We start from the raw sequence: 22,102 nt of genomic DNA on the forward strand, positions 1-22,102 counted from the left end.
AAGCCACCACGACTGGGGCGATAGGGTATGTTCACGGTCAGCGTTTTCTGGCGGCGGCAGACCGTGCTGTAGTCAGGCACGGGCCAATCCAGGCCCGCCAGATGCATCAGGCTCTGCACGAAACCGATGACTTGGCGCAACGGCAGGCCGAACAGCCCCTTGATGGTCAGGCAGAACTGGATGGCGGCATCGCTGAACGTCGGTGATCGACCACGACGACCGGTGGGCTGGCCGTGCCATTGCATGTCACGATCCAGCCAGACCGAGAGCGAGCCTCTGGCCTTGAGGGCTGCGTTGTAATCTTTCCAGTTGGTGGTGCGGTATTGGGCGGCAGCGGGCTTGGTCATGGGTGCGCTAGCCTACAGACTCGGGACGTTTGTGCAACAACGCCCCTTGTTCCCCTAAATTGCAAGGCATCGTCATGACGCCACATGATTCAATAAATGCCGTAACTCATTGAATTTCAAGTGATAAATGGCGGTTTATGAGTCATCATGATTTTTATCAATGGCCAGGAGGAGTTTGAACAAATCTATCAAACCCAATGCTGGCAAGGGTTTGCGCTGTTCGGTTTAAATTCGTTCCCCTGGTCGTTCCCCTGCCTAAAAAGTAGGCAATTGGCGGGGTAAACTTTCTCACACTCCATCGATCAATCCAGACTCACACTAAAGCACGGCACATCAGCACCAGCTCGGCCCCCTTGCTCTTGGGGTTGATGACGGCCTGAATATCGTACTCGCTGCCGTTGTGGTTGATCTTCATCTGCGGCGTGATGTCGGGCCGATAGCGCATGCGGATGCGCGTTGTCACTTCCGATTGCTGGGCCGATGCGGCAAAGAACTCGCGGCCATTTAGGGGTTCCACCGCTGCCCAGACTGTCGCCACGTCTGACCACGTTTCGATGATGCCGCCTGTATTCGGGTTGCGGCCTGTCGTGAGTTTACGGATCGTCACCCGTTGATCCAGGCGTCCTGCTTCAAGCATGGCGGCGGTACGGATACAGCAGCCGGTCATAGGTGCTGTTGCGCGTCAGTGGGCCGGATGCTTGCCCTTCGCGGTTCAGGTATAGGTCGCCAGCGCCCAACAGCACGGCGGCGTCCACCGGCGCAGCGTCGGGTAGCTCTGGCACGTCCAGATAGTCCAGCACGGCGGCCTTGCTGGCGTCCAGGTACTTTTGCAGCAGCGTGTCTTCGGCATCGTGGTCGATGCGCAGGTGTGATTTCAGGGCTTCAAGATCAATCATGGCTTCCTCTTGGGTGTAAGTGCCAGCCGCGCAGGAAAGGCGCCTGCCGCTGGCTGTCGGGGTTTTTCAATGCGTGGCACTCACCGACCAATCCACGTCCGGGCTGCGCCTTGCGGCTCCCTCCCGGCAAGGGCGTCAAACAAAGAACACACCAGCGTCTTGCGCGGCATGCTCCAGGCCTGAAACTGCAAAGGCATTGGCAAGTGCTGCCATGCCGTCAATCCGTCCTGTAGGGCGGCTCTTGTCGAACTTGCGATTTCCCGCAGGGTCTTGCGTGGTCGTGGCGTTCGCTGCGCACCAGGTCAGCACCGGATGGTTGCCATGTACCAATTCCTGGTTCAACAATGCCGCCTCCAGCGCATCAATGGCGGGCGCTTGATCGCGGAATCCTTGGCCGATGGGCAGCAGCGGTAGATCCAGGCCCAGCCGCTCCAGCTCAGCCTTGAACACGTCGATGCGCCAGCGGTCAAAGCCAATGGCCTGAATGTCGAAGTCCGCGCAGATTTCGGCCACTTCCTGGGCCACCTGGTCATAGCGGATGGATGAACCAGGGCAGGTGCGCAGCAGCCCTTGCTGCACCCACACGTCATAGGGCGCTCGATCGCGTCTGGCGCGCTCGGCAAGCGTGTCCTTGGGCGTCCAAAAGTACGGATGCACCTGCCACACACCGTCCACCTGGACGATCACCACAAAGGCCGTCAGGTCGGTGCGGGCGGATAAGTCCAGGCCAGCAAAGGCAGGCGAATCCCCGCAATCACGGGTATTTGAAAGCCCACAACCGCAAGCCTTCCACACCTCAGCACTGACGAACGGGCTTTCTGTGGAAACACGCTGGTTCAGCAGCAGATTGCGCACGCTGTTGGCCATGCTGGGCATACGCTGGGCCTGCTTCATTTGCTCGGCCAGGTCATCCTTGGAGCGGAACAGTCCAAGCGCAGGATTGGCCGCTTGCCAAGCTGCTTCATCCAACAGGTCACAGTCCTTGGGGGCTTCGTACACGCGGCAAACAATGCGCGGATCGTTGCTGGTCTTGGCGTCATCAATCCACACACTCAGTAGGTCCGCGTCGCTGGCGGCTTGGGTGGATATGGCGATCAGCAGCGGCTCCGCATGCGCGCCTTGGCTGGTGGTAATGGCGTCCACGAAGTCGCTTTGTGGGCCTTGCACTTGGCCGATTTCGTCCAGGATCGCCAGCACCGGGCTAAGGCCGTGCGCAGTCTTTCCTTCGGCAGCCAAGGCACGATATTCCACGTTCAGAGGCAGGCCAATCAGCCGCTTACCCGACGGGATGATGCGCACCAGCGGGGCTAGCTTAGCGGACTGTTGCACCATCTTGCAGGCCAGATTGAACACAAGGGCGGCTTGGTCGCGGCTCATGGCGCCGCTGACAATCTGCGCGTTTTGCTTGGCTTCAGGCCCCACCAGGTGCGCCAGCAGCAGGCCAGCGATCAAACCGCTTTTGCCATTCTTGCGGGCAATGCTCAGAATCGCGCGGCGGGTGCCGTGCGGGTTGTCGTACACGTCGCGGATGAAGTCCTTTTGAAAGCCAGCCAGCACCAAGGGCTTGCCCACGTCCGCACCTTCAGGCGTGACGCAGTAGCGCTCAATGAATTGGATGATGCGGTCGGCTCGGGTCATGGCTAATCAGTGCGCACGCGGGATCAGGTCATCGTCGGGGGCATTGCGCGCGTTGCGCTCCAAGGTGTTGGCGTCCACCTGGTCAGCAGCGCGGCCAGTGGTGGCGGTTGGGTGAACGGCCACCGAGCGCGCCAATGCCATTGCCAAGCGGGTCAGCTTCGCATGCGCATCGCTGCCAACCTGGGTTAGCTCTATGCCGTACTGGGTGCGCGCCAGGTTTGCGGCCATCAACAGATCCGCTTGCGTCCATAAGTCACGGCTGCGGCTGGTCACAATCGCGTCCCAGAACGGGCGACACTCAGCCGGAAGGTTGACGCATTTGGGCGGCTCAATGGGCGCTTGCGCGGCGTTCTGGTGGGCGGCAACGGCTGCTTTGGCGCTGTCAGATCGTTGTCTCTTTGGCTTCATTCTGATTGCCTATTATTTAAGCAGGTAGCGTTAAAAAAAGGGTGGGGGCGCGGTCTTCTGGCTCAGCTTTCCAGTGATTTCTGGTTGCGGGCCATCAATGGCTGCACCGTGCCTCGGTTCCACGGGTGGTTGCTGTCCAGCGGCAGGCCGTCGGCATCGCATCCTTGGCTGACTGCCTTGCCGTGGTCACTGGCTGTCTTGAGCGAGTGACAGATATGGCACAGCGGTTGCAGGTTGTCCGGGCTGTTGTCCGATGGGTCGCCGCTCACATGGTCAACGTCGGTGGCAGGCGTTACCAGTCCACGCGCTTGGCAGTGGCGGCACAGTGGCTCACTGGCCAACACTGATTCACGCAGGCGGCGCCAGGCACTGCTATTCAGAGGGATGGTGCGCCGTGGGTCGGCGTTGCGTCCTGTTCTGCTGCTCATGCGGGCACCTGCTTGCTTGGGTAGGGCTGTGGGGTGGCCACCTGCGTTTCAAGCGCAGGTGATTCGTCTATCCCCTCGATGGTCGGCAGGTTCTCCAGTGCGCGGGCTTCGCTCTTGAGCATCCAGCCACTGGCAATGCCGCTGGAGTAGAACGCTGCCCGGGTGGTGCTATCGCCCCTTAGCAGGCCTTCCACGCTGTGCTCCACGAAGTAGGTGCGGCGTGCGGCTTCGCTCAGGCACTTGGCGTTGATGGCCTGTTCCCACATCAATAGCCAGCGGCGCAATGTCAGGGTCACGAACTGGCGGGCCATCTCGGTGCTGTTGGAGTAGTTGGCAGACTCTTGCGCGCCCACCAGCACCGGCGGCACCCGGAAGATGCGGCATACCTCGATCACACTGAACTTGCGTGCCTCGATCCATTCGGCATCCTCCATCGTCTGGGTGATGGGGTTGTACTTCATGCCACCGTCCAGCACCGGCGTGGCGCCACTGCGATGGGCTGCCCATGCCTCCTTGATGGTCTGGCGTTGTTCGGCCTTCAAGGCACCAGGTGCTTCCAGCACACCGGCCAGCTTGGCACCGTTGCGGAAAGTCTCCACGCCCATTTGTTGTTCAGCCTGGGCCAGCTCGATCACGCCACGGGCAACAGCGATAGGGCTAAGGCCAAGCACGCCGTCAGGGCCGATTCGGTGGCGCAAGTGCAATACCTCATGGGCCAGTAGGCGCACCAGTTGGCCAGTTGTTGAATCCGTGTACTCATAGGCCAGGCTCCCATTCTTCAGGCGCAGCACCTGAACGTCCTTCAAAGGCCAAAGGGCCGTCACTTGGCCGTCGTGGCCGCGCTCGATGCGGGCAAATGCATTGCCGGTCAGCAGCACCTGTGCGGTCATCCATTCCCGGAACTCCAAGGCGGTCTGTTCTGGGTTTGCCTGGTCGTGCAAGACGCGATAGAGCGGGTGCTGGCGGGCCTTGTCTTCGCCCTTGAACACATGCAAGGGCAGACTGGCCACGGTTTCAGAGATAGCGGCCACGCAGGCAAAAACAGCGCTCACGCCTTGCGCGGTTGCCGGGTTCACCGGGCCGCTGCGCAGGGCTTGGAAGTCCTGCCAGTAGGAATCACCGCCAGGCGCATGGTTGGTGCTGCGGCGCTCGAATAGTTTGTTCAGCCAGTTCATGCGCAGGTCTCCAACCAAAGCGCGTTCAGGTCACTTCGGCGCTTGGCCTGTGCGGCAGAACGCAGGGCCACTTCGGTGGCCTGATAGGCCGGGTTGCTGGTCAGTGTCACTTCCAGCAGGTTGACGCTGCGCAGCTCGCGGATAGGCTTGTCGCCGTTGCGCCAGGCATCGCCACCAGCGGGCACGATGAAGCCAAAAGAACAACCGGACACATCGCCACGCTTGACCAGCTCCAGCACGTCATTGCCGACGGTGGTGTTGGGAATGTCCATCGCAAAGGCCAAGCCCTTGGCGTCACTCCAAAGGCGCAGGGTCTGGCTTTTGGTGGTGCCGAGAATGGCAGGGCCTTGGTGGTCGTAGAGGGCGCGCACGTTGACCTTGCTGCGCAGGCTGGCATCGAAGGCACCGGGCTTGACCAGCTCCACGAAGTCGCCAAGGTCTGCCGGGCTGTCGTATACGGCGGCATAGCCAGTGACCGTGCGGCCTGTGGATTGCAGCCCATGGGCTGTGCGAATCTCGATCATGGCGCGCGCCTCCACTCAGATGGCGATGTCGTCGACCAGCACGAAGGCTTCAGGGCGGCGCACCGCAGCATCCAGCGTGGTCATGATGCGAATCTGTACCGCACCACGGCTGTAGGGGCCGTCCGCATAGGGATTGGCGAGAATGTCGATGCCACCCCACTGGCCAATCACCAATTCCGAGAAGTCGCCCAGGATGGCGCGGCCTGTCACATCTTCGCCTGCGGTCTTGTTGTCCAGTTGCTGGGTCACTGCCACGGGCAGTCCGGCAAGCTGGCCGTTTTCCATCAGGTAGGCGCTGCCAGCAGTCGACGCCTTCAGGGTGCTGCGCAGCTTGGTGGCCACCTGTGGCGTGGTCAGCCAGTAGTTGCCCGCGATGTTGGCCAGCGTCAGCTTCTCTTGCACTTGCAGCACATTGGCCCAGCCCAGCGTTGCCAGGCTGGCAGTCTGGATGCCGGTCGCGTTGACGATGCCAATCGGTTGCTTGGCGGCAGCCGTGCCGTGGAGCAATGCCTTGTCCACCGCCAAGCCAATGACTGCGGCCAGGTCATCGCGCACCAGCTTTTCAGCGTCAGGGCTGGACTGTTGCAGCAGTTGGCGGCTCAGCTCGGCCAGCGCACCCACATGCTTGGGCGACAAGGTGACGGTGTTAAAGCCCAGCGGCGCGCCCACGCTCAGCGCATCGCCTTCTGCCAGCCAGGTCGCGGCACTGGTGCTGGTCTGCTTGGGGATCACCACGTCACCACGCAGGCCCGTCAGGGTACGCACACCCAGGCTGCGCACGATGGTGGAATTGCGCAGCAGGCCAATGAATTGGTCGGCACGGAAGTCTTTGGGCACGATGCCGTCCGCCGTGGTCGTGGTGTTGCTGCGGGTCTCGAATGCGGAAGCTGGCACCAGCACCCCCTTGGCGGTCTGGCCGTTGCGCTTGGCCTCTTGCTGGTATTCCGCAAGGGCACCCGTGACGGCGCGTTGCTCCACCTGGGCATTGATGGCGTCCAGCAGGCTGATGCGGCTTTCCAGCTCGGTGCGCTGCTTGTCCACCGGCGCACCAGCGGAACGGCGCTCGGCTTCTTCCAGGAACACGGCGCGCTGTTCGGCAGCTTCCAGGCCTTGAATCTCAGCCTTCAGGCCGTCGAACTTGGTTTGCGCTTCGGCGCTCAGGTTCTGGCCATTGGCAGCTTCGATCAGGTTGCGCGCTTCGGCCACCTTGGCGGCGCGGGCTTCACGGATTTCATGCAATTTCACGGGGCTCCCCTCTCTCTATCTTCGAAGATGAATCAATAGAAAATAACTATCGTGATTGATTGTACTATTGATATTGACTATTGCAAAGGGTTTGTGATAGGTGAAGCCTATGTCTGCAAAGGGGTCGCGTTTCAAACGCCACGCGTGATGCCGCGCGTGCGTGGGGGCGCTGGATTCGTCCTCAATTTGAGGACGGGCGATAACCGTGATGCCGCGCGCGCAGGGTATTCCTTCATCCCGCAATGGGGAGTGGACGCATGACATCCGTGACGCCTCGCACGTAAAGGCACGCTCCGGTGGTGATAATCGCCACCCCATGTCTCCGGACACTCCGGTGGCCAAGGTGTTCTCACTGTGAGAATGGCGGGCAGCACTGCCGCAACGCATGCGCGGGGACACTCCCGAATTGCGTTTTCGTCGTTCGGGAAATGCACCAGACAAGTACGGTGCGTTCACGGTTCGTGTACGGTGAATTCACGGTGTTTGTGCGGGGTGCTGGTGCTTCCATCATGGAAATCCTCGCTGTGCGGTCGTTGAGCGTCCGTTCAGCGTTCGCTGTGCGTTCGTTCAGCAGCGCACGCCATCAGTGAGAAACCGACTGGGTTTTTTCTGGAAACCGACTGGGTTTCTGCGGGGTTTCTATTGGGTTTCTGCGACAGGCCTGCAACGTTTCAGCCGCGTTTCAGGTGTCCGGCTGCAACGTTTCAGGTGCCGTTGCAGGTGTGTTTCAGGTCGCAGGCCGACCGCGAGCGCTTTCACCCCTTTCTTGCCTGTTTCTGGTCTCTGGATGGCGGGTGGCGAGTGAGGGGGACAATGGACGATGCCAGGCAGATTATCTTGATATGGCTTCCGGACACCTCTGCAGTTTATTGCCTTGTCAGCCAGTCATGGACGGTTGACCGGCTAACACTAAGTACCTCTGCAATCTCTCGCACACTGTTGCCCATCGTGTGAAGCCAGATTGCGCGCTCCAGCAGTTCCTTGCGCTTGGCAGCACCCTTGCGAGCACCACGGCTGGCCTGCGCTTGGCGAAAGCCTTCAGGGGTGAATCTCTGCCACGTCCAGCGTGCTACAGATCGGGCAATGGCGCGCACTTCGGCTTCGGTCAAGGGGATGGCCAGCGTTGCATTCATGGCGGCTGCAATGGCCTGAACGTCTGCCAGAAAGGCTTCATTGCCACCGGGGCGCCAGTGTTTGCGCACGGCCTGATAGCTGGCCTTGCGCAGGTGTTCGAACAGGTAGCAATTGCGCCCCAGCCCAGCATAGTCTTCGCGTACGGCGCAGCGCATCATTTCCTTGGCCGTCGGCAGCTTGACCCATTCGGCCAGTTCGCCCAGGTCATAGGGTTGCGTACGGGGGCATTCGGTCAGCCAGTGCGGATGCAGCGGGTTTTGCGTCACCACGCCGCGATAGCCAAAGTCGCCACCCCATGCGGTATTGAGGCCGTGCTGAACGGCGGCCAGGTACTGGATGGGGTGGGCGTGTGCAATGTCGGTGGTTGGCACCGGCGCTGCAAGCTGATAGGCCACATGCGCATGGCCTGTGCGTGGATTGGTGGTGGTGAAACTCGGTGCCGGGCAATTGGCAGCTTGCCAATAGCGAGCGGCTCCGGGTGTGTCCACGTCCAGTACAATCCACCGCACCAGATTGGATGCGTTCGGCTGGATGTGCGGGTGCTTCAATGCCTCATCGCGCAGGCTGCGGGATATTCCTTGGCGGGGGTCGTCCGTACAGAATGCGCGATGGGGAACACTGCCAGCAAACGCCTCAAGGGGCGCTGGCAATGCTGACATTTAGCGTTGCGTTCCAGCGATCAGCCAATAGCGCTTGACTTTGGTGGTCCGGCCAAACCGGGTCGGCACGGTCTCCCAATCGTCGTGAATGCGGTGGCCATCCTTGCGCAGTTCGGAGATGGTGGAGTGCAAGCAATGGTCGCCGTAGAACTCCGCATCAAAGCGGTTCAGAGAGCGCGTGTGTAGCGCCTCCAAGATTACGGTTTTCTTGTGGGGGTGTTGCATCTTCGCCCCCTCATTGCGCTTGCTTGCGCAGCCATTCGCGCACTTCACCGGCTACCCAACGGGTGCAGCGAATGCCGAATTTGCGCGGGGCGGGGAAATCACCAGCGGCCACGCGGCGGCGGATGGTGGCTTCACTGAAGCCCGTCATTTGACGGACGGTTTCTATCTTGAGTAGCGCTTCCTGAATCTGCGCGGCATAAATGCTCTGCGGTTGGCTGCGTTGCTTGTACTTACTGAGACTTACTTGTTGCGTCATTTTGCACCTCGTTGTTTCGATGGGTGCAATGCTTCAGTCTCAGGGTTGCATCAGGGCAAGAAAAAATTGCCTGACAGCAGGCTCAGGCCAATCTGAAGGTTATTTTCTTAGATGATCCGGCCTTGTGATTAAGTCAATCGCTTCAGCCTCTCTGTTTGATAGTTTGAACTCCTCTTTGAGCCAGTGTGTGACTTGTTTTTGAAGCGGCCAAGTGTCTTCTGATGCATACTTTTGGTTTACTTTTTCTGCAATACTCGCCAGCCTGGTGTTCCCTCTCTCTAGATATGGTGATATTTCTGATGAGGGCTTGTTATCAAATCTCTCCCTCAGGGTGGTTGCGATTATTTGAAGTTGATCCTCTCGAAGTTCATCGGCAGAAAAGAATAGCTCATATTCCTCCAATTCATTTCTATTGATGTATATTTTTTTGCCCCACTCGGGAAACTCATTTCCCTTGGTGGCGTATCGGTATTTCCCGAAAATCTCAATAAATGACAACATTGGGCTATTAATGACTCTCGCATACCTGCCAAGCTCGCGTGCTTCATATATTGGTAGTGCGCGGTAAACCTTGTGACATAAATATCCTGCGTAACTATGCAGAGCATCCATGATCGGATCTAGAGCGTAGCTTAACACTTGATGCATTGGTTGGTCTGCTTTTATTTGATTTATATGCCATCCACCATCAAAAAGAGAGTCTTCCGAATAAATCACTTCCTTTAAGCACCATTGTTCAAATGTAATCCATAGATCGTCATTTATTATTTTTCCTCCAGAATGAGCGTTTAAAATATGGTGTGAAACGTAGCCAAAAATCCTTCGCTCAGGCATATCTTTGGGAATTCTTGAAACATATTTGGCGTACTCGACAATTAAATTTAAATCATCTCTTCTCTCTAATAAATCTTTATTAAAAATTTCCCATTCTCTAAGTAGTTGTTGGCGCTCTATACTATCCATTTCATCCCTCCAGTTTCTCTGATAAAAAACAGCCCCACCCGTCAGGGAAACGGGCTTTCGGGGATCAGCCTAAGGCTGGTGGAAAGTGCTCAAGCGTCATGCTTGGGCTTCTTTGCCTCGATGTGGGGCAAGTCGTTAATCAGACTGCTTGCTTCCTCTGCGGCATGGATGTCACTCTTCAGCCGCCTGCGTATGTACTTGGCTTCTTGTGGGGCCGCGTAGCGCGTTGCACGCAGCAGCTCAGCAACATGCAGCAGCCCATACGCAAGATCGTCTGGCTTTTGACTGCTGGCTTTCAGTCGCTCCAACTCTGCGATGGCCACGCGAATAACGTAGTCTCCGCACACTGATCGAGTGCAACATTCCGGCCATACGTGGTCAGCGGGCATCGGCTCGCCTGAACCGCCTTCGATCATGGCGGCTTCAGTGGCGCGCACTGAGAACAGCAGGCGGTCGATCAGGTGGCCAGCGATGACGGCAGCGTGCGCCTTTGTGGTCGGGGTGGTGGGCTTGAGATTCATGTCGCCCCCCCTAGCAAGTCGCGCATCTTGGTGCGCACGGCTTGTCTCTGTTAAAGTTTGCGTGTCCATTTTTCATCCTTTGATGATGGTCAGGCGGGCGGGTTGTTCTCAGGCTTCCCGTTCGCCATCTTCGCCCCTGAAAAACCGCGCAGGGGCACCGCGGGTTAAGCCTTGCGAAACTCGATTACTTGCGCACCCTGGCGCAGTTCGTCCAGATAGTCCGCCCACTGCTGCATCAGCTTGCGGCGTTGCGTCAGGAATTGGGCGCGGTCATAAGCAGCACCCAGCGGGCCTGACTTGTTGTGGGCAAGCTGGGCCTCGATCACGTCGGGGTTGGCGTCCAGTTGCTCCACTAGCATCGTGCGTGCCATGGCGCGGAAACCGTGTGCGGTCATTTCCTCGTTGCTGAAGCTCATGCGGCGCAGCGCCAGCCTCACCGTGTTTTCGCTCATCGGTCGCGCCTTGGTGGTGAGGGCTGGGAAGACGTACTTTCCACCGCCGGTTAGCGGGTAAATCTCCTGCAGCAGCTTGACGGCCTGCTTGGCCAGTGGCACCAGGTGGGGCCTGCCGTTGAGCTTTTCCTGCTTGGTGCGCTTCATCTTGACGCTGGGGATCGTCCACATGGCGTCCTGAAGGTCTACTTCCTCCCACTCCATCATGCGCACGTTGCCGGGCCGCTGGAAGGTGAGGGCGCTCAGCAGCATGGCCACGCGGGTGACGGGTTGGCCGGTGTAGCCATCCATCGCTCGCAGCAATTCACCGGCGCGGGCAGGTTCAAGCACTGCGGCCATGTTCTTGGTCGTCACGGGCTTGAGGGCACCGTGTAGGTCCGGCGAAGGGTTGCGTTCGCAGCGTCCGGTGGCGATGGCGTAGCGGAACACCTGGCCTGTGGTCTGGCGCAGCGTGTGGGCGGTTTCAATTGCGCCGCGTCGTTCAATACGTCGCAGAACCTGTAGCAGTATCGGTGCGGTTATCTTGTCGACCGGCATTGCACCGATCCAAGGGAATACGTCCTTTTCCAGACGCTCCAGCCAGCGGGTGGCGTATTTCTCACTCCAGCCGTCGCGCTTGATTTCATGTAGCTCACGCGCTACGGCTTCGAAGGTGTTACTGGACTGGTGGCGGTTGAACAGCTTTTCTTCCTGCCGTTTCATCGCCGGGTCGATGCCCTTGGCGTGGAGTAGGCGGGCTTCATCGCGCGCCAGCCGGGCCTGTTTGAGCGAGATGGTCGGATAGCGTCCCAGCGCCAGACGCTTTTCCTTGCCGCCGAAGTAGTACTTCCAGAACCAGCGCAGCGATCCGGAAGGGCCAGCTTCCAGATACAGCCCCCCGCTGTCGCTCAGCCTGACACGCTTTTTGTCAGGCGGGCAGCGCAGGTTTTTGCATTCGATTTCTGTGAGCATAGGGGAACAAATCCGGAGGAGAACGCGAAAAGTCGCTTCGTTCCCCTAATTGTTCCCCTCGCTCCCCTAAATTGCAAGGCATCGTCATGACGCCACATGATTCAATAAATGCCGTAACTCATTGAATTTCAAGTGAGAAATGGCTGTTTATGAGTCATCATGATTTTAATCAATGGCCTGCCAGGAGGGACTCGAACCCCCGACCTGCTGCTTAGAAGGCAGCTGCTCTATCCAGTTGAGCTACTGGCAGTTGGTCCGCATGGCCTTGCGCCGTGGCCGCTGCTGGGACGGGGCGCATCATACCAGCAGCGTCGTCGGCGAAAAGCAGCAAGGACTGCGGCAAGTGCCTATCCGCGTCTGAACGGGCTGTGCTGGGCCAGCAAGCTTGTGTAGTCTGCCTGTGCCTGGCTTTCCTGCGCCAGATGTTCCTTGAGCGCGGCGGCAAAGTGCGCGTCGGCAATCCAGTGTGCGGAATGTGTGGGCGCAGGCAGCAGCGCGCGGGCCAGCTTGTGCTCGCCCTGCGCGCCGCCTTCGAAGCGCTGCACGCGATGCGCGATGCACCACGCGATTGTCTGGTAGTAGCACAGGTCAAAGTGCAGCAAGTCCACGCGCTGCAGTGCGCCCCAGTAGCGACCATAGACTGTCTGTATGCCATCGTCACGCTCGTGCATGCCCAGCAGGCTGCAGGCGATTGGCTGTCCGGCACGCATGGCGACGATGAGCAGCCAGGCATCGGGCATGGTGGTGCGCATGGCCTCCCAGAATGCAGCAGTCAGGTAGGGGGCGTTGCCATGTTCGAGATAGGTGGTTTCGTAGCACGCGCGAAAGAACGCCCAGTCTGCCGCCGTGATGGCTGCGCCGCGCAGGACGCGGTAGGTTACGCCCGCCTCGGCAACGCGGCGCATCTCCTGGCGGATCTTGCGGCGCTTGTCGCGCTGCAGGCTGGAGAGAAAATCGTCGAAATCGGTAAAGGGCTGCAACGTGGCAGGGTGGCGGTTGTGCCAGTGGAACTGCACGCCCTGGCGCTGCAGCCAGCCTGCGTCGCGCAAGGCCTGCGTCTGTTGCTCGTCAAGAAACAGGACGTGGGCGGTCTCGACCTCCAGCTTGCGCCAGATGGCCGGCAGTGCCGTTATGAGCTGCGCGCGATCGGCTGCATTGCGGGCCAGCAGGCGCGGACCGGGCACAGGGGTGAAGGGCACGGCAATCAAGGCCTTGGGGTAATAGGCCCGTCCATGGGCCGCATATGCGCGCGCCCAGGCGAAGTCAAACACGTACTCGCCCCATGAGTGACTCTTGAGGTACATGGGCGCTGCCGCAATGACTGCGTCTTCGCCTTCCCGATGGAGGGTGACGTGGCAGGGCGTCCACCCCGTCTCCGGGCAGGCGCTGGCACTGCTTTCCAGCGCCTGCAGGTAGGCATGGCGAAGAAACGGATTGGCCTGTGGCTGGTCGGCTAACAGCGCATCCCATTGCGCGGCGTCGATGTCGGCCATGCGGGGGTGCAGGCGCGCGATAATGCCAGCGCTTTGTGCCCTTGTTGGCCTGCCGCGCGCGGGCGATGGTGTTTCCTCATGCATAGCTCTCTTTCGATTTGCGTCGCCCAGCTTAACCCCGTCGTCGGGGATGTGCAGGGCAACCTTGCCATGGCCTTACAGGCTGCCGAACAGGCGCAGCGCCAGGGTGCGGACCTGCTGGTGTTTCCGGAGCTGTTTCTGTGCGGCTATGCGGCCGAGGACCTGTTTTACCGCCCGGCCTTCCTGCAGGCCTGCGAGCAGGCGCTGCAGCAGTTGCGGGAGGCCAGCGCGCGCTGGCCGGCGCTGTGCATCGTCATGGGGCATCCCGAGCCGGTCGACGCCAGCCATCCTTGGCCGCAGGACAGTGATTTCCTCGCGCCAGCCTGGAATGCGGTCAGCGTCGTGCAGGCCGGGCAGGTGCGGGCGCGCTATCGCAAGCAGGCCTTGCCTAATTACGGCGTGTTCGATGAAAAGCGTTACTTTGCCAGCAGCGCGGTGATCGGTCACGGCCTGCCGGATGCGCAGGTGCAGCAGCAGCTGTCGACGGTGGTGGAGGTGCGTGGTGTGCGCATCGGGCTGCTGGTTTGCGAGGATGCGTGGATTGCCGAGCCCGCAGCCCGCGCACGGGAGGCGGGCGCGCAGGCGCTGGTAGTGGTCAATGCCTCGCCATTTGCGTTGGGCAAGCCGCAGCGGCGCCTTGCCGTGTTGCAGGCGCGTTGCCGGGAGGTGGCGTTGCCGATGGTGTATGCGCACATGGTCGGTGGACAGGACGAGTTGGTGTTCGACGGCCATTCGTTCGCTGTCGATGCCGATGGCAGGCTTGCTGCGCAGGCGCCAGGCTTTCAGTCGTGCCTGTGGCCGCTGAAACTGGTGAATGACGCCGGTGGCGCACTGCGCTGGCAGGCAGTAAAGCAGACTTGCGCTGCGCCACCGCAGGCTGATGACGCGATGGCACAGATCTGGCCCGCGCTGGTGCTGGCTACGCGCGACTATGTGCGCAAGAACGGTTTCTCGCACGTGCTGCTGGGCCTCTCGGGCGGGCTGGACTCGGCACTGGTGCTGGCCATTGCGGTGGACGCGCTGGGCGCAGACAAAGTGCGTGCGGTGATGATGCCTTCGCCCTATACGGCCTCCATCAGTGTGGAAGACGCGCGCGAAATGGTGCGCCGACTGCAGGTGCGCTATGACGAAATCGGCATTCGCGACACATTCGAGGCGTTTCAGCGCAGTCTGGCGTCGCAGTTTGCCGGTACGCAGCCGGACACGACCGAGGAGAACCTGCAGGCGCGCATCCGTGGCGTGATGCTGATGGCGCTGTCCAACAAGTTTGGCGCCTTGCTGCTGACGACGAGCAATAAGAGCGAGGCGGCGATGGGCTACGCCACGCTGTACGGCGACATGTGCGGAGGATTCGCGCCGCTCAAGGATGTCTACAAGTCCGATGCGTTCGAGCTCGCGCGCTGGCGCAATGCCCATGCGTTCGAAGGCGGAATTGCCAATCCGATTCCCCAGCGTATCATCAGCCGCCCCCCAAGCGCCGAGCTGCGCGAGAACCAGACTGACCAGGACAGTCTGCCGCCGTATGACATGCTCGATGCCATCCTGCGCCTGCGCATGGAGCAGGATCTGGCTGCCGAGGACATCATGGCGCAGGGCTATCCGCCAGAGCGGGTGGCGCAGGTGCTGCGCCTGCTGCGCATCAACGAGTACAAGCGCCGCCAGAGTGCGCCGGGCCCCAAGATCAGTCCGCGTGCATTCGGCAAAGACTGGCGCTACCCCATCACCAACCGTTTCGCAGGGTGATCCGTGGCGCACCGCGCCCGTGTGCCAGCGGGTGCTTTGCCGACATGCCCGCGCAAGGCAAATCGCTTAACATCCCCGCATAGTGCCATGTCGGGCTGTGTTGCGTGGGGCGTGCCCGCATGCCGGCCCGGATACAGCGTGACTGGCAGAACGAATCATTGAGGAGCATCATCATGACCATGAAACTGATCACCGCCATCATCAAGCCATTCAAGCTCGACGATGTGCGAGAGGCATTGGCCGAGGCCGGCATTACCGGTCTGACCGTCACCGAGGTCAAGGGCTTTGGCCGCCAGAAGGGCCACACCGAGCTGTACCGTGGCGCTGAATATGTGGTGGATTTCCTGCCCAAGGTCAAGGTGGAGATCGCCGTGGCCGAAGCGGTGGTGGAGACCTGTATCGAAGCCATCACCAAGGCTGCGCGCACAGGCAAGATCGGCGATGGCAAGATCTTCGTGACACCGCTGGAGCAGGTAGTGCGCATTCGCACCGGCGATGTGAACGAGGCGGCTGTCTGACGGGATATCAAGCTGGCGCAGTTCATGCCGTTGATCGGCAGCACGTGGCCATGCGGACACGGTAGCCTTGCGCGTTGGTTTCAACCATTCCTACAAGTAGTTTCCCCATGGCATTGCCCAGCAAGGTTCGCATCATCGACGTCGGTCCGCGCGATGGTCTGCAGAATGAAAAACAGATTGTTCCCCCGGAGGTCAAGATTGGCCTGATCGAGCGCCTGGAGCGCGCGGGCCTGCGGGAGATCGAGGTCACCAGCTTTGTCTCGCCCAAGTGGGTGCCGCAGATGGCGGACAACGCGCAGGTCATGGCCGGGCTGGTGCGCAAACCAGGCGTGCGATATTCCGTACTGGTGCCCAACATGAAGGGCTTCGAGGCCGCGCTGGCGGCGCAACCCGACGAGATCGTGGTCTTTGCCTCGGCCAGCGAGGCATTCAGCCAGAAGAACATCAACTGCTCGATCGCCGAGAGCATTGAGCGGTTTGCGCCGGTCGTCGAAGCTGCGCGCGCAGAGGGTATCGCCGTGCGGGGGGCAATGTCCTGCACGGTGGGCTGCCCCTATGAGGGGGAGGTGGCACCTGCGCAGGTGGCCCATCTGGCCGGGCTGCTCAAGCAGGTGGGGGTGCAGCGCGTTGATGTGGCCGACACGATTGGGGTCGGTACGCCGCTGCGGGTGCAAAGGGCGATCGAAGCGGCGCTGAAGCATTTCGATGTGGACGATGTGTCGGGGCACTTTCACGACACCTATGGCCAAGGCGTCTCGAATACCTACGCGGCCCTGCAGCTGGGGGTGTGGAACTTCCAGTCCTCCGTGGCGGGGCTGGGCGGCTGCCCCTATGCGAAGGGCGCAACGGGCAATGTGGCCACCGAGGATGTGGTGTACCTGCTGCATGGGCTGGGCATCGAAACCGGCATCGACCTCGAGCGGCTGGTGGATGCCGCCGAATACATCAGTGGTTTTTTGCAGCGCCCGTCCAATTCGCGCACTGGCACCGCAATCGCCAGGCAACGTGGCTGACGTCCACGGCGTTGGCGCAGCGCGTCATCTGCGCTTCTTGGCGCAATGCATGGCGCGGCATGCATTGCGCCCACTGCGTGCACCCTAGATATGCAGCGCCTGTCCCAACGCGCGCTGCGCCGCTTCCTGAACGGCCTCGCCAAGCGTTGGATGCGCATGGATGGTGTGGGCGACGTCTTCCAGATAGGCACCCATTTCCAGTGACTGCGAGAAGGCCGTGGCCAACTCCGCGACCTGCCGGCCGACGGCCTGCCAGCCGAGGATGCGGTGGTCGTTGCGGCGTGCAACCACGCGCACAAAACCTTGCGAGTCCTGCAGCGTCATGGCGCGGCCATTGGCAGCAAATGGGAACTGCGCCGTCAGTGTCGCGTGTCCGGCGGCACTGGCCGCCGCAGGAGACAAGCCGACGCTGACGATTTCTGGATCGGTAAAACACACCGCAGGAATCTGCGCCGGCGCAAAGCGTCGGTTTTTTCCGCTGATGATCTCGGCCACCATCTCCCCCTGGGCCATGGCGCGGTGCGCGAGCATGGGGTCGCCGGTGATGTCGCCAATGGCCCAGACATTTCGCATGCTGGTGCGGCATTGCGTATCGACCTGCACGGCCTGGCCTTGCATAGTCAGGTGCAGGCTTTCCAGGCGCATGCCGTCAGTACGGGGCCGCCTGCCAGCGGCAACGAGTACCTGATCGGCCTCAAGCGTCATCGTTTCGGCTTGCGCATGGCCTGCTTGGCGCAAATGCACACGCAGGTGGGCCTGGTCGTCACCGGCGTTCTCCGCAGCGATGGCCTGGTAGCCCAAGTGCAAGACCACGCCAAGGCGCGCGAGCTGCGTCTGTACGGGGCCGGTTAGCTCCCCATCGTAGCCGGGCAGAATGCGGTCGGCGGCTTCGACGATGTGCACCTGTGCCCCCAGTTTGCGATAGACGGTGCCCAGTTCCAGTCCGATGTAGCCGCCGCCAAGCACCACCAGCCGCTTGGGCACTTCACGGGGAGACAGCGCTTCGGTTGATGACACGATGCGCTTGCCATCGAAAGGCAGTGCCGGGATTTCCACAGGCACGGAGCCGGTAGCCAGCAGCAGGTGATCGCAGTGGATGCGGTGGGTGACTTGGCCGTGGCCGTCCTGCACGTCGACGGTTTTGCCATCGACGATCTGGCCCCAACCCTGGATGACCTCAACCTGCTGCCGCTTCAGCAGTGCGGCCACGCCGCCTGTCAGCTGCTGGACGATGCCGTCTTTCCACGCGATGGTCTGCGCCAGATCCAGTGATGCCTGGGCAATGCGCAAGCCCAGATGTGAACCGCCTGCTGAAGCCAGCGCCTTCGCGTGCGCATATTCGTTGGCGGCATGAATCAGCGCCTTGGACGGAATACAGCCGATATTGAGACAGGTGCCACCCAGCGCCTGGGCTTCGATCAGCGTAGTGCGGATGCCGAGCTGGCCTGCGCGGATGGCTGCCACGTAGCCGCCAGGGCCGCCACCGAGCACCAGCAATTGTGTGTGCGTGGTTTGCATGGTTTTAATCGATCCAAAGTGTTGCAGGCGTCTCGAGCAGGGTACGCATGGCCTGAATGAAGCGCGCCGCGTCCATTCCGTCGACCACACGATGATCGAACGAGGATGACAGGTTCATGGTCTTGCGCACGACGATCTGACCGCCCAGTACCACTGGTTTTTCAACCACGCGGTTGACTCCGACGATGGCCACTTCCGGATGGTTGATGACCGGCGTACTGACAATACCGCCCAGTGCACCGAGGCTGGTGAGTGTGATGGTCGAGCCGCTGAGCTCTTCCCGGCGCGCCTTGCCGGCACGGGCAGCCTCGGCAAGGCGAAGGATCTCCGCAGCGTTGCCCCACAGGTCACGCGACTCGGCGTGGCGCAGCACCGGCACCACAAGGCCGCTGTCCGTCTGCGTGGCCACTCCCAGGTGCACGCCTTCATAACGTGTGACGACGCCTGCATCGTCGTCAAAGCGCGCATTGATCTGGGGAAATTCGCGCAACGCCATGACCATGGCGCGGATGATGAAGGGCAGCATTGTCAGCTTGCCGCGCGTTGCCGCGTGGCGGACGTTGAGCGTGTGCCGCGTGGCTTCCAGCTCCGTGACGTCGACCTCCTCCACATAGGTGAAGTGGGGAATGCGGCGCTTGGCCTGCTGCATTTTTTCGGCGATCTTGCGCCGCAGTCCGATTACCGGCACCTCCGTCTGGCCCATGCGGGGGGCGTACTGTGTCAGGCAGGCGTTCAAGGCCGAGCCCTGCTGCTGCGCCTGCAGATAGGCGTCCAGGTCCTCATGCAGGATGCGGCCGTGCGGGCCACTGCCTGGCACAAACTGCAAGGCAATGCCCAGATCCCAGGCTCGGCGGCGCACCGCAGGAGAGGCAAGTGGCGTTTCACCTGGTGTCCGCTGCGTTGTGGAGGGGGCGGCAGCAGGTGCTGCTCGCGGGGGAGATACCGCTGTCGCCGCCGATGCGGCAGGCACTGGGGTGGCCGCTGGTGTCACTACCGCAGGCGTTGACCGCGGTTCTTGCGCGCCAGCCTTCTCAGGCGGCGCATCGCCTGTTGCTGCGGTATTGGCATCGACATTGCCGGGGCCGTCTACTTCCAGGCGTATCAGTTCCGCGCCGACAGCAATCATTTCCCCCAACTGGCCGCCCAGTGCCAGGACTCTTCCAGCGACAGGGGAGGGAATCTCGACCGCCGCCTTGTCTGTCATGACCTCGGCCAGGTTCTGGTCTTCCTGGACGACATCCCCGACCTGAACATGCCATGCTACAAGCTCGACTTCTGCAATGCCTTCACCAATGTCCGGCATCTTGATGCTGTGAATGCCCATCATGCCTCCATCACTTCTCTGAGTGCCTCGCCAACCCGAGTGGGGCCGGGAAAGTACGACCATTCCTGTGCATGCGGGTAGGGGATATCCCAGCCCGTTACCCGCACAATGGGCGCTTCAAGGTGGTAGAAGCAGTGCTCCTGCACGAGCGCCAGCAGTTCGGCACCGAAGCCGCTGGTACGCGTTGCCTCATGAACGATGACGCAGCGGCGGGTTTTCTGCACCGATTGCACCACCGTGGGCAAATCCATCGGCCAGAGGCTGCGCAGGTCGATGATCTCAGCATCCACGCCGGTTTCGGCCGCGGCCGTTTCTGCCACGAACACCATCGTGCCGTAGGCAATGACCGTGACGTCCTGACCCGGACGCGCGATTCGGGCCGACTCCAGCGGCACGGTGTAATGCCCCTCCGGCACCTCGCCCAGGGCGTGCTTGGACCAGGGCACGACGGGCTTTTCGTGGTGACCGTCGAACGGTCCGTTGTAGAGCCGCTTGGGTTCGAGAAAGACTACCGGATCGTTGTTCTCGATGGCGGCGATCAGCAGACCCTTGGCGTCATAGGGATTGCTGGGCATGACCGTGCGGATGCCACAGGTGTGGGTAAACAGCGCCTCGGGGCTTTGGCTGTGCGTTTGCCCGCCGTAAATGCCGCCGCCGCAGGGCATGCGGATCACCATCGGTGCCGTGAAGTCGCCCGCCGAGCGGTAGCGCAGCCGGGCCGCCTCGGACATGATCTGGTCCAGTGCCGGGTACACGTAGTCGGCAAACTGCACTTCCACGACCGGCCGCAGGCCGTAGGCAGCCATGCCAACGCCGGCACCGACGATGCCGCTTTCCGTGATGGGCGCATCGAAGACGCGGCTTGCGCCGTACTTGGCCTGCAGTCCGTCGGTGCAGCGAAATACCCCGCCGAAATAGCCCACATCCTCTCCGAAGACCACGACGTCGGGATCGCGCTCAAGCATCACATCCATGGCCGAGCGCAAGGCCTGAATCATTGTCATCTTGGTCATGCTCACACTCCCAGTTGCTGGCGCTGGGCCACCAGATGTGCCGGCATCTGCTCGAAGACGTCGTCGAACATGTCGGCAGCGGTGCGTTGCGGACCGCTGATGAGCGTGCCGTTTTTCTCCGCCTCCTTCTGCGCGGCAATGATCTGCGCCTCCAGATCCGCCTGTGTGTTGGCGTGTTCGGCGTCGCTCCACGCGCCGCGCAGCGTCAGGTGTCTGCGCAGGCGCTCGATCGGATCGCCAAGGGGAAACCGTTGCCAGTCATCGGCCGGGCGGTACTTGCTGGGATCGTCCGAGGTCGAATGCGGCCCGGCGCGGTAGCTGACCCACTCAATCAGCGTGGGGCCGTGGTTGTTGCGGGCACGCTCTGCGGCCCAGCGCGAGGCTGCCAGAACCGCCAGATAGTCATTGCCATCGACGCGCAGCGACGCGATGCCCATGCCCACGCCCCGGGCGGCAAAGGTGGCCGTGGTGCCGCCTGCGATGGCCTGGAAGGTCGAGATGGCCCACTGGTTGTTGATGACGTTGAGTATCACCGGTGCGCGATAGACCTGCGCGAAGACCAGCGCGGTGTAGAAGTCCGCCTCTGCCGTGGCACCGTCGCCAATCCAGGCGGAAGCGATGCGCGAATCCTGCTTGATGGCCGAAGCCATGGCCCAGCCCACGGCCTGCACGTACTGCGTGCCAAGATTGCCGGAAATGGTGAAGAAGCCGTACTCCTTGCTCGAATACAGCACCGGCAACTGGCGGCCCTTGAGCGGATCGGCGGTATTGGAGTAGATCTGGTTCATCATCTGAGCCAGGGAATAGCCGCGCGCTAGCAGGATATTCTGCTGGCGGTAGGAGGGAAAGCACATGTCATCGTGCTCGAGCGAGAGCGCCTGGCCGACGCCGATTGCCTCTTCGCCCAGCGACTGCATGTAAAAGGATGTTTTCTTCTGCCGCTGGGCAATGACCATGCGCGCATCGAACGCGCGCGTCAGCATCATCAGCCGCAGCCCATTGCGCAGCGCCTCATCGCCAGCCTTGGGATCCCACGGCCCCTGCGCCTGGTGGGCATCGTCCAGCACGCGAATCAGCCCATTCTTGAGGGCGATGGTGTCCTCGTAGACGCAGTCGACGGGAGGGCGGGGAATCTCTCCGGCCCGTGAGAGTTTGAGGTATGAGAAGTCCGTTTGCTGGCCCGGCCTTGCCGACGGTTCCGGAACGTGCAGGCGCAGCTTGCCTGTGCCTGGCCCACTGCGGGGGCGCTTGGGAGTAACCATGGTTTTGTCTCCTGCCGCGGATTGTGTCCGCCATCGTTGTTGTTGCAGGACGCGTGGCGGGTCACACCAGGCCCTGCTGCGCCCAGGCCCCGCATCCGGGACCTGGACTGCCGGGGCAGCCGCTACGCGCAGAATTGAAAGCGCGATGCCTGTTCACTACCGGTCACGCACAATGTACCAACACTACACCTGTGCGGGGTGTGGTGGAAACCCGCACGGCGCCAGCAGATAGATCCTGGAGTCCGATGCCGATCGCCGCCAGACAGTCTCTGGCAATTGCGGTGCCTGCGCCGTTGCAATGCCTTGCCGGCGTGA

The 22,102-nt window shown here is 61.3% G+C and carries 23 protein-coding genes and 1 tRNA gene; 3 read left to right on the forward strand and 21 right to left on the reverse strand.

The window, feature by feature from the left end:
• From AAV94_RS12680 to AAV94_RS12760, 17 genes are all read right to left on the reverse strand, one after another.
• Positions 1 to 347: IS5/IS1182 family transposase (locus AAV94_RS12680; protein WP_046742588.1), on the reverse strand; the 347-nt coding region annotated here is incomplete at its 3' end.
• Between the two features lie 313 nt (positions 348 to 660).
• A complete protein-coding gene (locus AAV94_RS12685) occupies positions 661 to 984 on the reverse strand; it encodes a phage head closure protein (RefSeq protein ID WP_046742589.1) in 324 nt (107 codons plus the stop codon).
• Positions 977 to 1,243 carry a head-tail connector protein gene (locus tag AAV94_RS12690; protein WP_046742590.1) on the reverse strand — a complete coding sequence of 89 codons (267 nt, stop codon included), beginning with the start codon at positions 1,241 to 1,243 and terminating at the stop codon, positions 977 to 979. The genes AAV94_RS12685 and AAV94_RS12690 overlap by 8 nt, the downstream gene beginning before the upstream one ends.
• Positions 1,244 to 1,378: 135 nt before the next feature.
• Complete coding sequence (locus tag AAV94_RS12695) at positions 1,379 to 2,881, reverse strand: terminase large subunit (RefSeq protein WP_046742591.1); 1,503 nt, start codon at positions 2,879 to 2,881, stop codon at positions 1,379 to 1,381.
• A 6-nt stretch (positions 2,882 to 2,887) separates the two neighbouring features.
• A complete protein-coding gene (locus AAV94_RS15255; RefSeq protein WP_231731428.1) occupies positions 2,888 to 3,109 on the reverse strand; it encodes a hypothetical protein in 222 nt (73 codons plus the stop codon).
• A gap of 242 nt (positions 3,110 to 3,351) precedes the next feature.
• Positions 3,352 to 3,717, reverse strand: coding sequence for an HNH endonuclease (locus tag AAV94_RS12705; RefSeq protein ID WP_052755054.1), 366 nt, complete (start codon positions 3,715 to 3,717; stop codon positions 3,352 to 3,354).
• Positions 3,714 to 4,892: a phage portal protein gene (locus AAV94_RS12710; RefSeq protein ID WP_046742593.1), complete on the reverse strand. Its 1,179-nt coding sequence runs from the start codon at positions 4,890 to 4,892 to the stop codon at positions 3,714 to 3,716. Before AAV94_RS12710 ends, AAV94_RS12705 begins: the two co-directional genes overlap by 4 nt.
• Positions 4,889 to 5,416, reverse strand: coding sequence for an HK97 family phage prohead protease (locus AAV94_RS12715; protein WP_046742699.1), 528 nt, complete (start codon positions 5,414 to 5,416; stop codon positions 4,889 to 4,891). Before AAV94_RS12715 ends, AAV94_RS12710 begins: the two co-directional genes overlap by 4 nt.
• Before the next feature lie 15 nt (positions 5,417 to 5,431).
• Positions 5,432 to 6,661, reverse strand: a complete 1,230-nt coding sequence (locus tag AAV94_RS12720) for a phage major capsid protein (RefSeq protein WP_046742594.1) — start codon at positions 6,659 to 6,661, stop codon at positions 5,432 to 5,434.
• An 866-nt stretch (positions 6,662 to 7,527) separates the two neighbouring features.
• Positions 7,528 to 8,454 (reverse strand): replication initiation protein, encoded by a 927-nt coding sequence (locus AAV94_RS12725; protein ID WP_046742595.1) that lies wholly within the window; start codon positions 8,452 to 8,454, stop codon positions 7,528 to 7,530.
• Positions 8,455 to 8,679, reverse strand: a complete 225-nt coding sequence (locus AAV94_RS12730) for a helix-turn-helix domain-containing protein (protein WP_046742596.1) — start codon at positions 8,677 to 8,679, stop codon at positions 8,455 to 8,457. It abuts the gene before it with no gap.
• A 10-nt stretch (positions 8,680 to 8,689) separates the two neighbouring features.
• Entirely contained in the window at positions 8,690 to 8,935 is a 246-nt protein-coding gene (locus tag AAV94_RS12735; protein WP_046742597.1) for a helix-turn-helix transcriptional regulator, read from the reverse strand.
• Between the two features lie 99 nt (positions 8,936 to 9,034).
• Positions 9,035 to 9,898 carry a hypothetical protein gene (locus AAV94_RS14965; protein WP_156454442.1) on the reverse strand — a complete coding sequence of 288 codons (864 nt, stop codon included), beginning with the start codon at positions 9,896 to 9,898 and terminating at the stop codon, positions 9,035 to 9,037.
• A gap of 89 nt (positions 9,899 to 9,987) precedes the next feature.
• Complete coding sequence (locus AAV94_RS12745; protein WP_197408072.1) at positions 9,988 to 10,488, reverse strand: hypothetical protein; 501 nt, start codon at positions 10,486 to 10,488, stop codon at positions 9,988 to 9,990.
• A 95-nt stretch (positions 10,489 to 10,583) separates the two neighbouring features.
• The gene (locus AAV94_RS12750) at positions 10,584 to 11,822 is read right to left on the reverse strand and encodes a tyrosine-type recombinase/integrase (RefSeq protein ID WP_046742600.1); all 1,239 of its coding nucleotides are present in this window, start codon (positions 11,820 to 11,822) and stop codon (positions 10,584 to 10,586) included.
• A 173-nt stretch (positions 11,823 to 11,995) separates the two neighbouring features.
• A tRNA-Arg gene (locus AAV94_RS12755) sits at positions 11,996 to 12,072 on the reverse strand.
• Between the two features lie 97 nt (positions 12,073 to 12,169).
• Entirely contained in the window at positions 12,170 to 13,315 is a 1,146-nt protein-coding gene (locus AAV94_RS12760) for a GNAT family N-acetyltransferase (protein ID WP_052755056.1), read from the reverse strand.
• A gap of 78 nt (positions 13,316 to 13,393) precedes the next feature.
• Between AAV94_RS12760 and AAV94_RS12765 the strand changes: the two genes are divergently transcribed.
• The 3 genes from AAV94_RS12765 (at position 13,394) to AAV94_RS12775 (ending at position 16,670) form a co-directional block, all read left to right on the forward strand.
• A complete protein-coding gene (locus tag AAV94_RS12765; protein WP_046742601.1) occupies positions 13,394 to 15,139 on the forward strand; it encodes an NAD+ synthase in 1,746 nt (581 codons plus the stop codon).
• 179 nt (positions 15,140 to 15,318) lie between these two features.
• Positions 15,319 to 15,657 (forward strand): P-II family nitrogen regulator, encoded by a 339-nt coding sequence (locus tag AAV94_RS12770; protein ID WP_046742701.1) that lies wholly within the window; start codon positions 15,319 to 15,321, stop codon positions 15,655 to 15,657.
• 107 nt (positions 15,658 to 15,764) lie between these two features.
• Positions 15,765 to 16,670, forward strand: coding sequence for a hydroxymethylglutaryl-CoA lyase (locus tag AAV94_RS12775; RefSeq protein ID WP_046742602.1), 906 nt, complete (start codon positions 15,765 to 15,767; stop codon positions 16,668 to 16,670).
• 84 nt (positions 16,671 to 16,754) lie between these two features.
• Here the strand turns inward: AAV94_RS12775 and lpdA are convergent, their stop codons facing one another.
• The 4 genes from lpdA to AAV94_RS12795 are packed head-to-tail and all read right to left on the reverse strand — an operon-like array spanning position 16,755 to position 21,787.
• Positions 16,755 to 18,188, reverse strand: coding sequence for a dihydrolipoyl dehydrogenase (lpdA, locus tag AAV94_RS12780; protein WP_046742603.1), 1,434 nt, complete (start codon positions 18,186 to 18,188; stop codon positions 16,755 to 16,757).
• Positions 18,189 to 18,192: 4 nt separating this feature from the next.
• Positions 18,193 to 19,512 carry a dihydrolipoamide acetyltransferase family protein gene (locus AAV94_RS12785; protein ID WP_046742604.1) on the reverse strand — a complete coding sequence of 440 codons (1,320 nt, stop codon included), beginning with the start codon at positions 19,510 to 19,512 and terminating at the stop codon, positions 18,193 to 18,195.
• On the reverse strand, positions 19,512 to 20,525 hold the full coding sequence (locus tag AAV94_RS12790; protein ID WP_046742605.1) for an alpha-ketoacid dehydrogenase subunit beta: 1,014 nt from the start codon (positions 20,523 to 20,525) through the stop codon (positions 19,512 to 19,514). Before AAV94_RS12790 ends, AAV94_RS12785 begins: the two co-directional genes overlap by 1 nt.
• A gap of 2 nt (positions 20,526 to 20,527) precedes the next feature.
• Positions 20,528 to 21,787 (reverse strand): 3-methyl-2-oxobutanoate dehydrogenase (2-methylpropanoyl-transferring) subunit alpha, encoded by a 1,260-nt coding sequence (locus tag AAV94_RS12795; protein ID WP_046742606.1) that lies wholly within the window; start codon positions 21,785 to 21,787, stop codon positions 20,528 to 20,530.
• Positions 21,788 to 22,102: the final 315 nt, after the last annotated feature.

The organism is Lampropedia cohaerens, assembly GCF_001005215.1.
GTDB classification, from domain to species: Bacteria; Pseudomonadota; Gammaproteobacteria; order Burkholderiales; family Burkholderiaceae_C; genus Lampropedia; species Lampropedia cohaerens.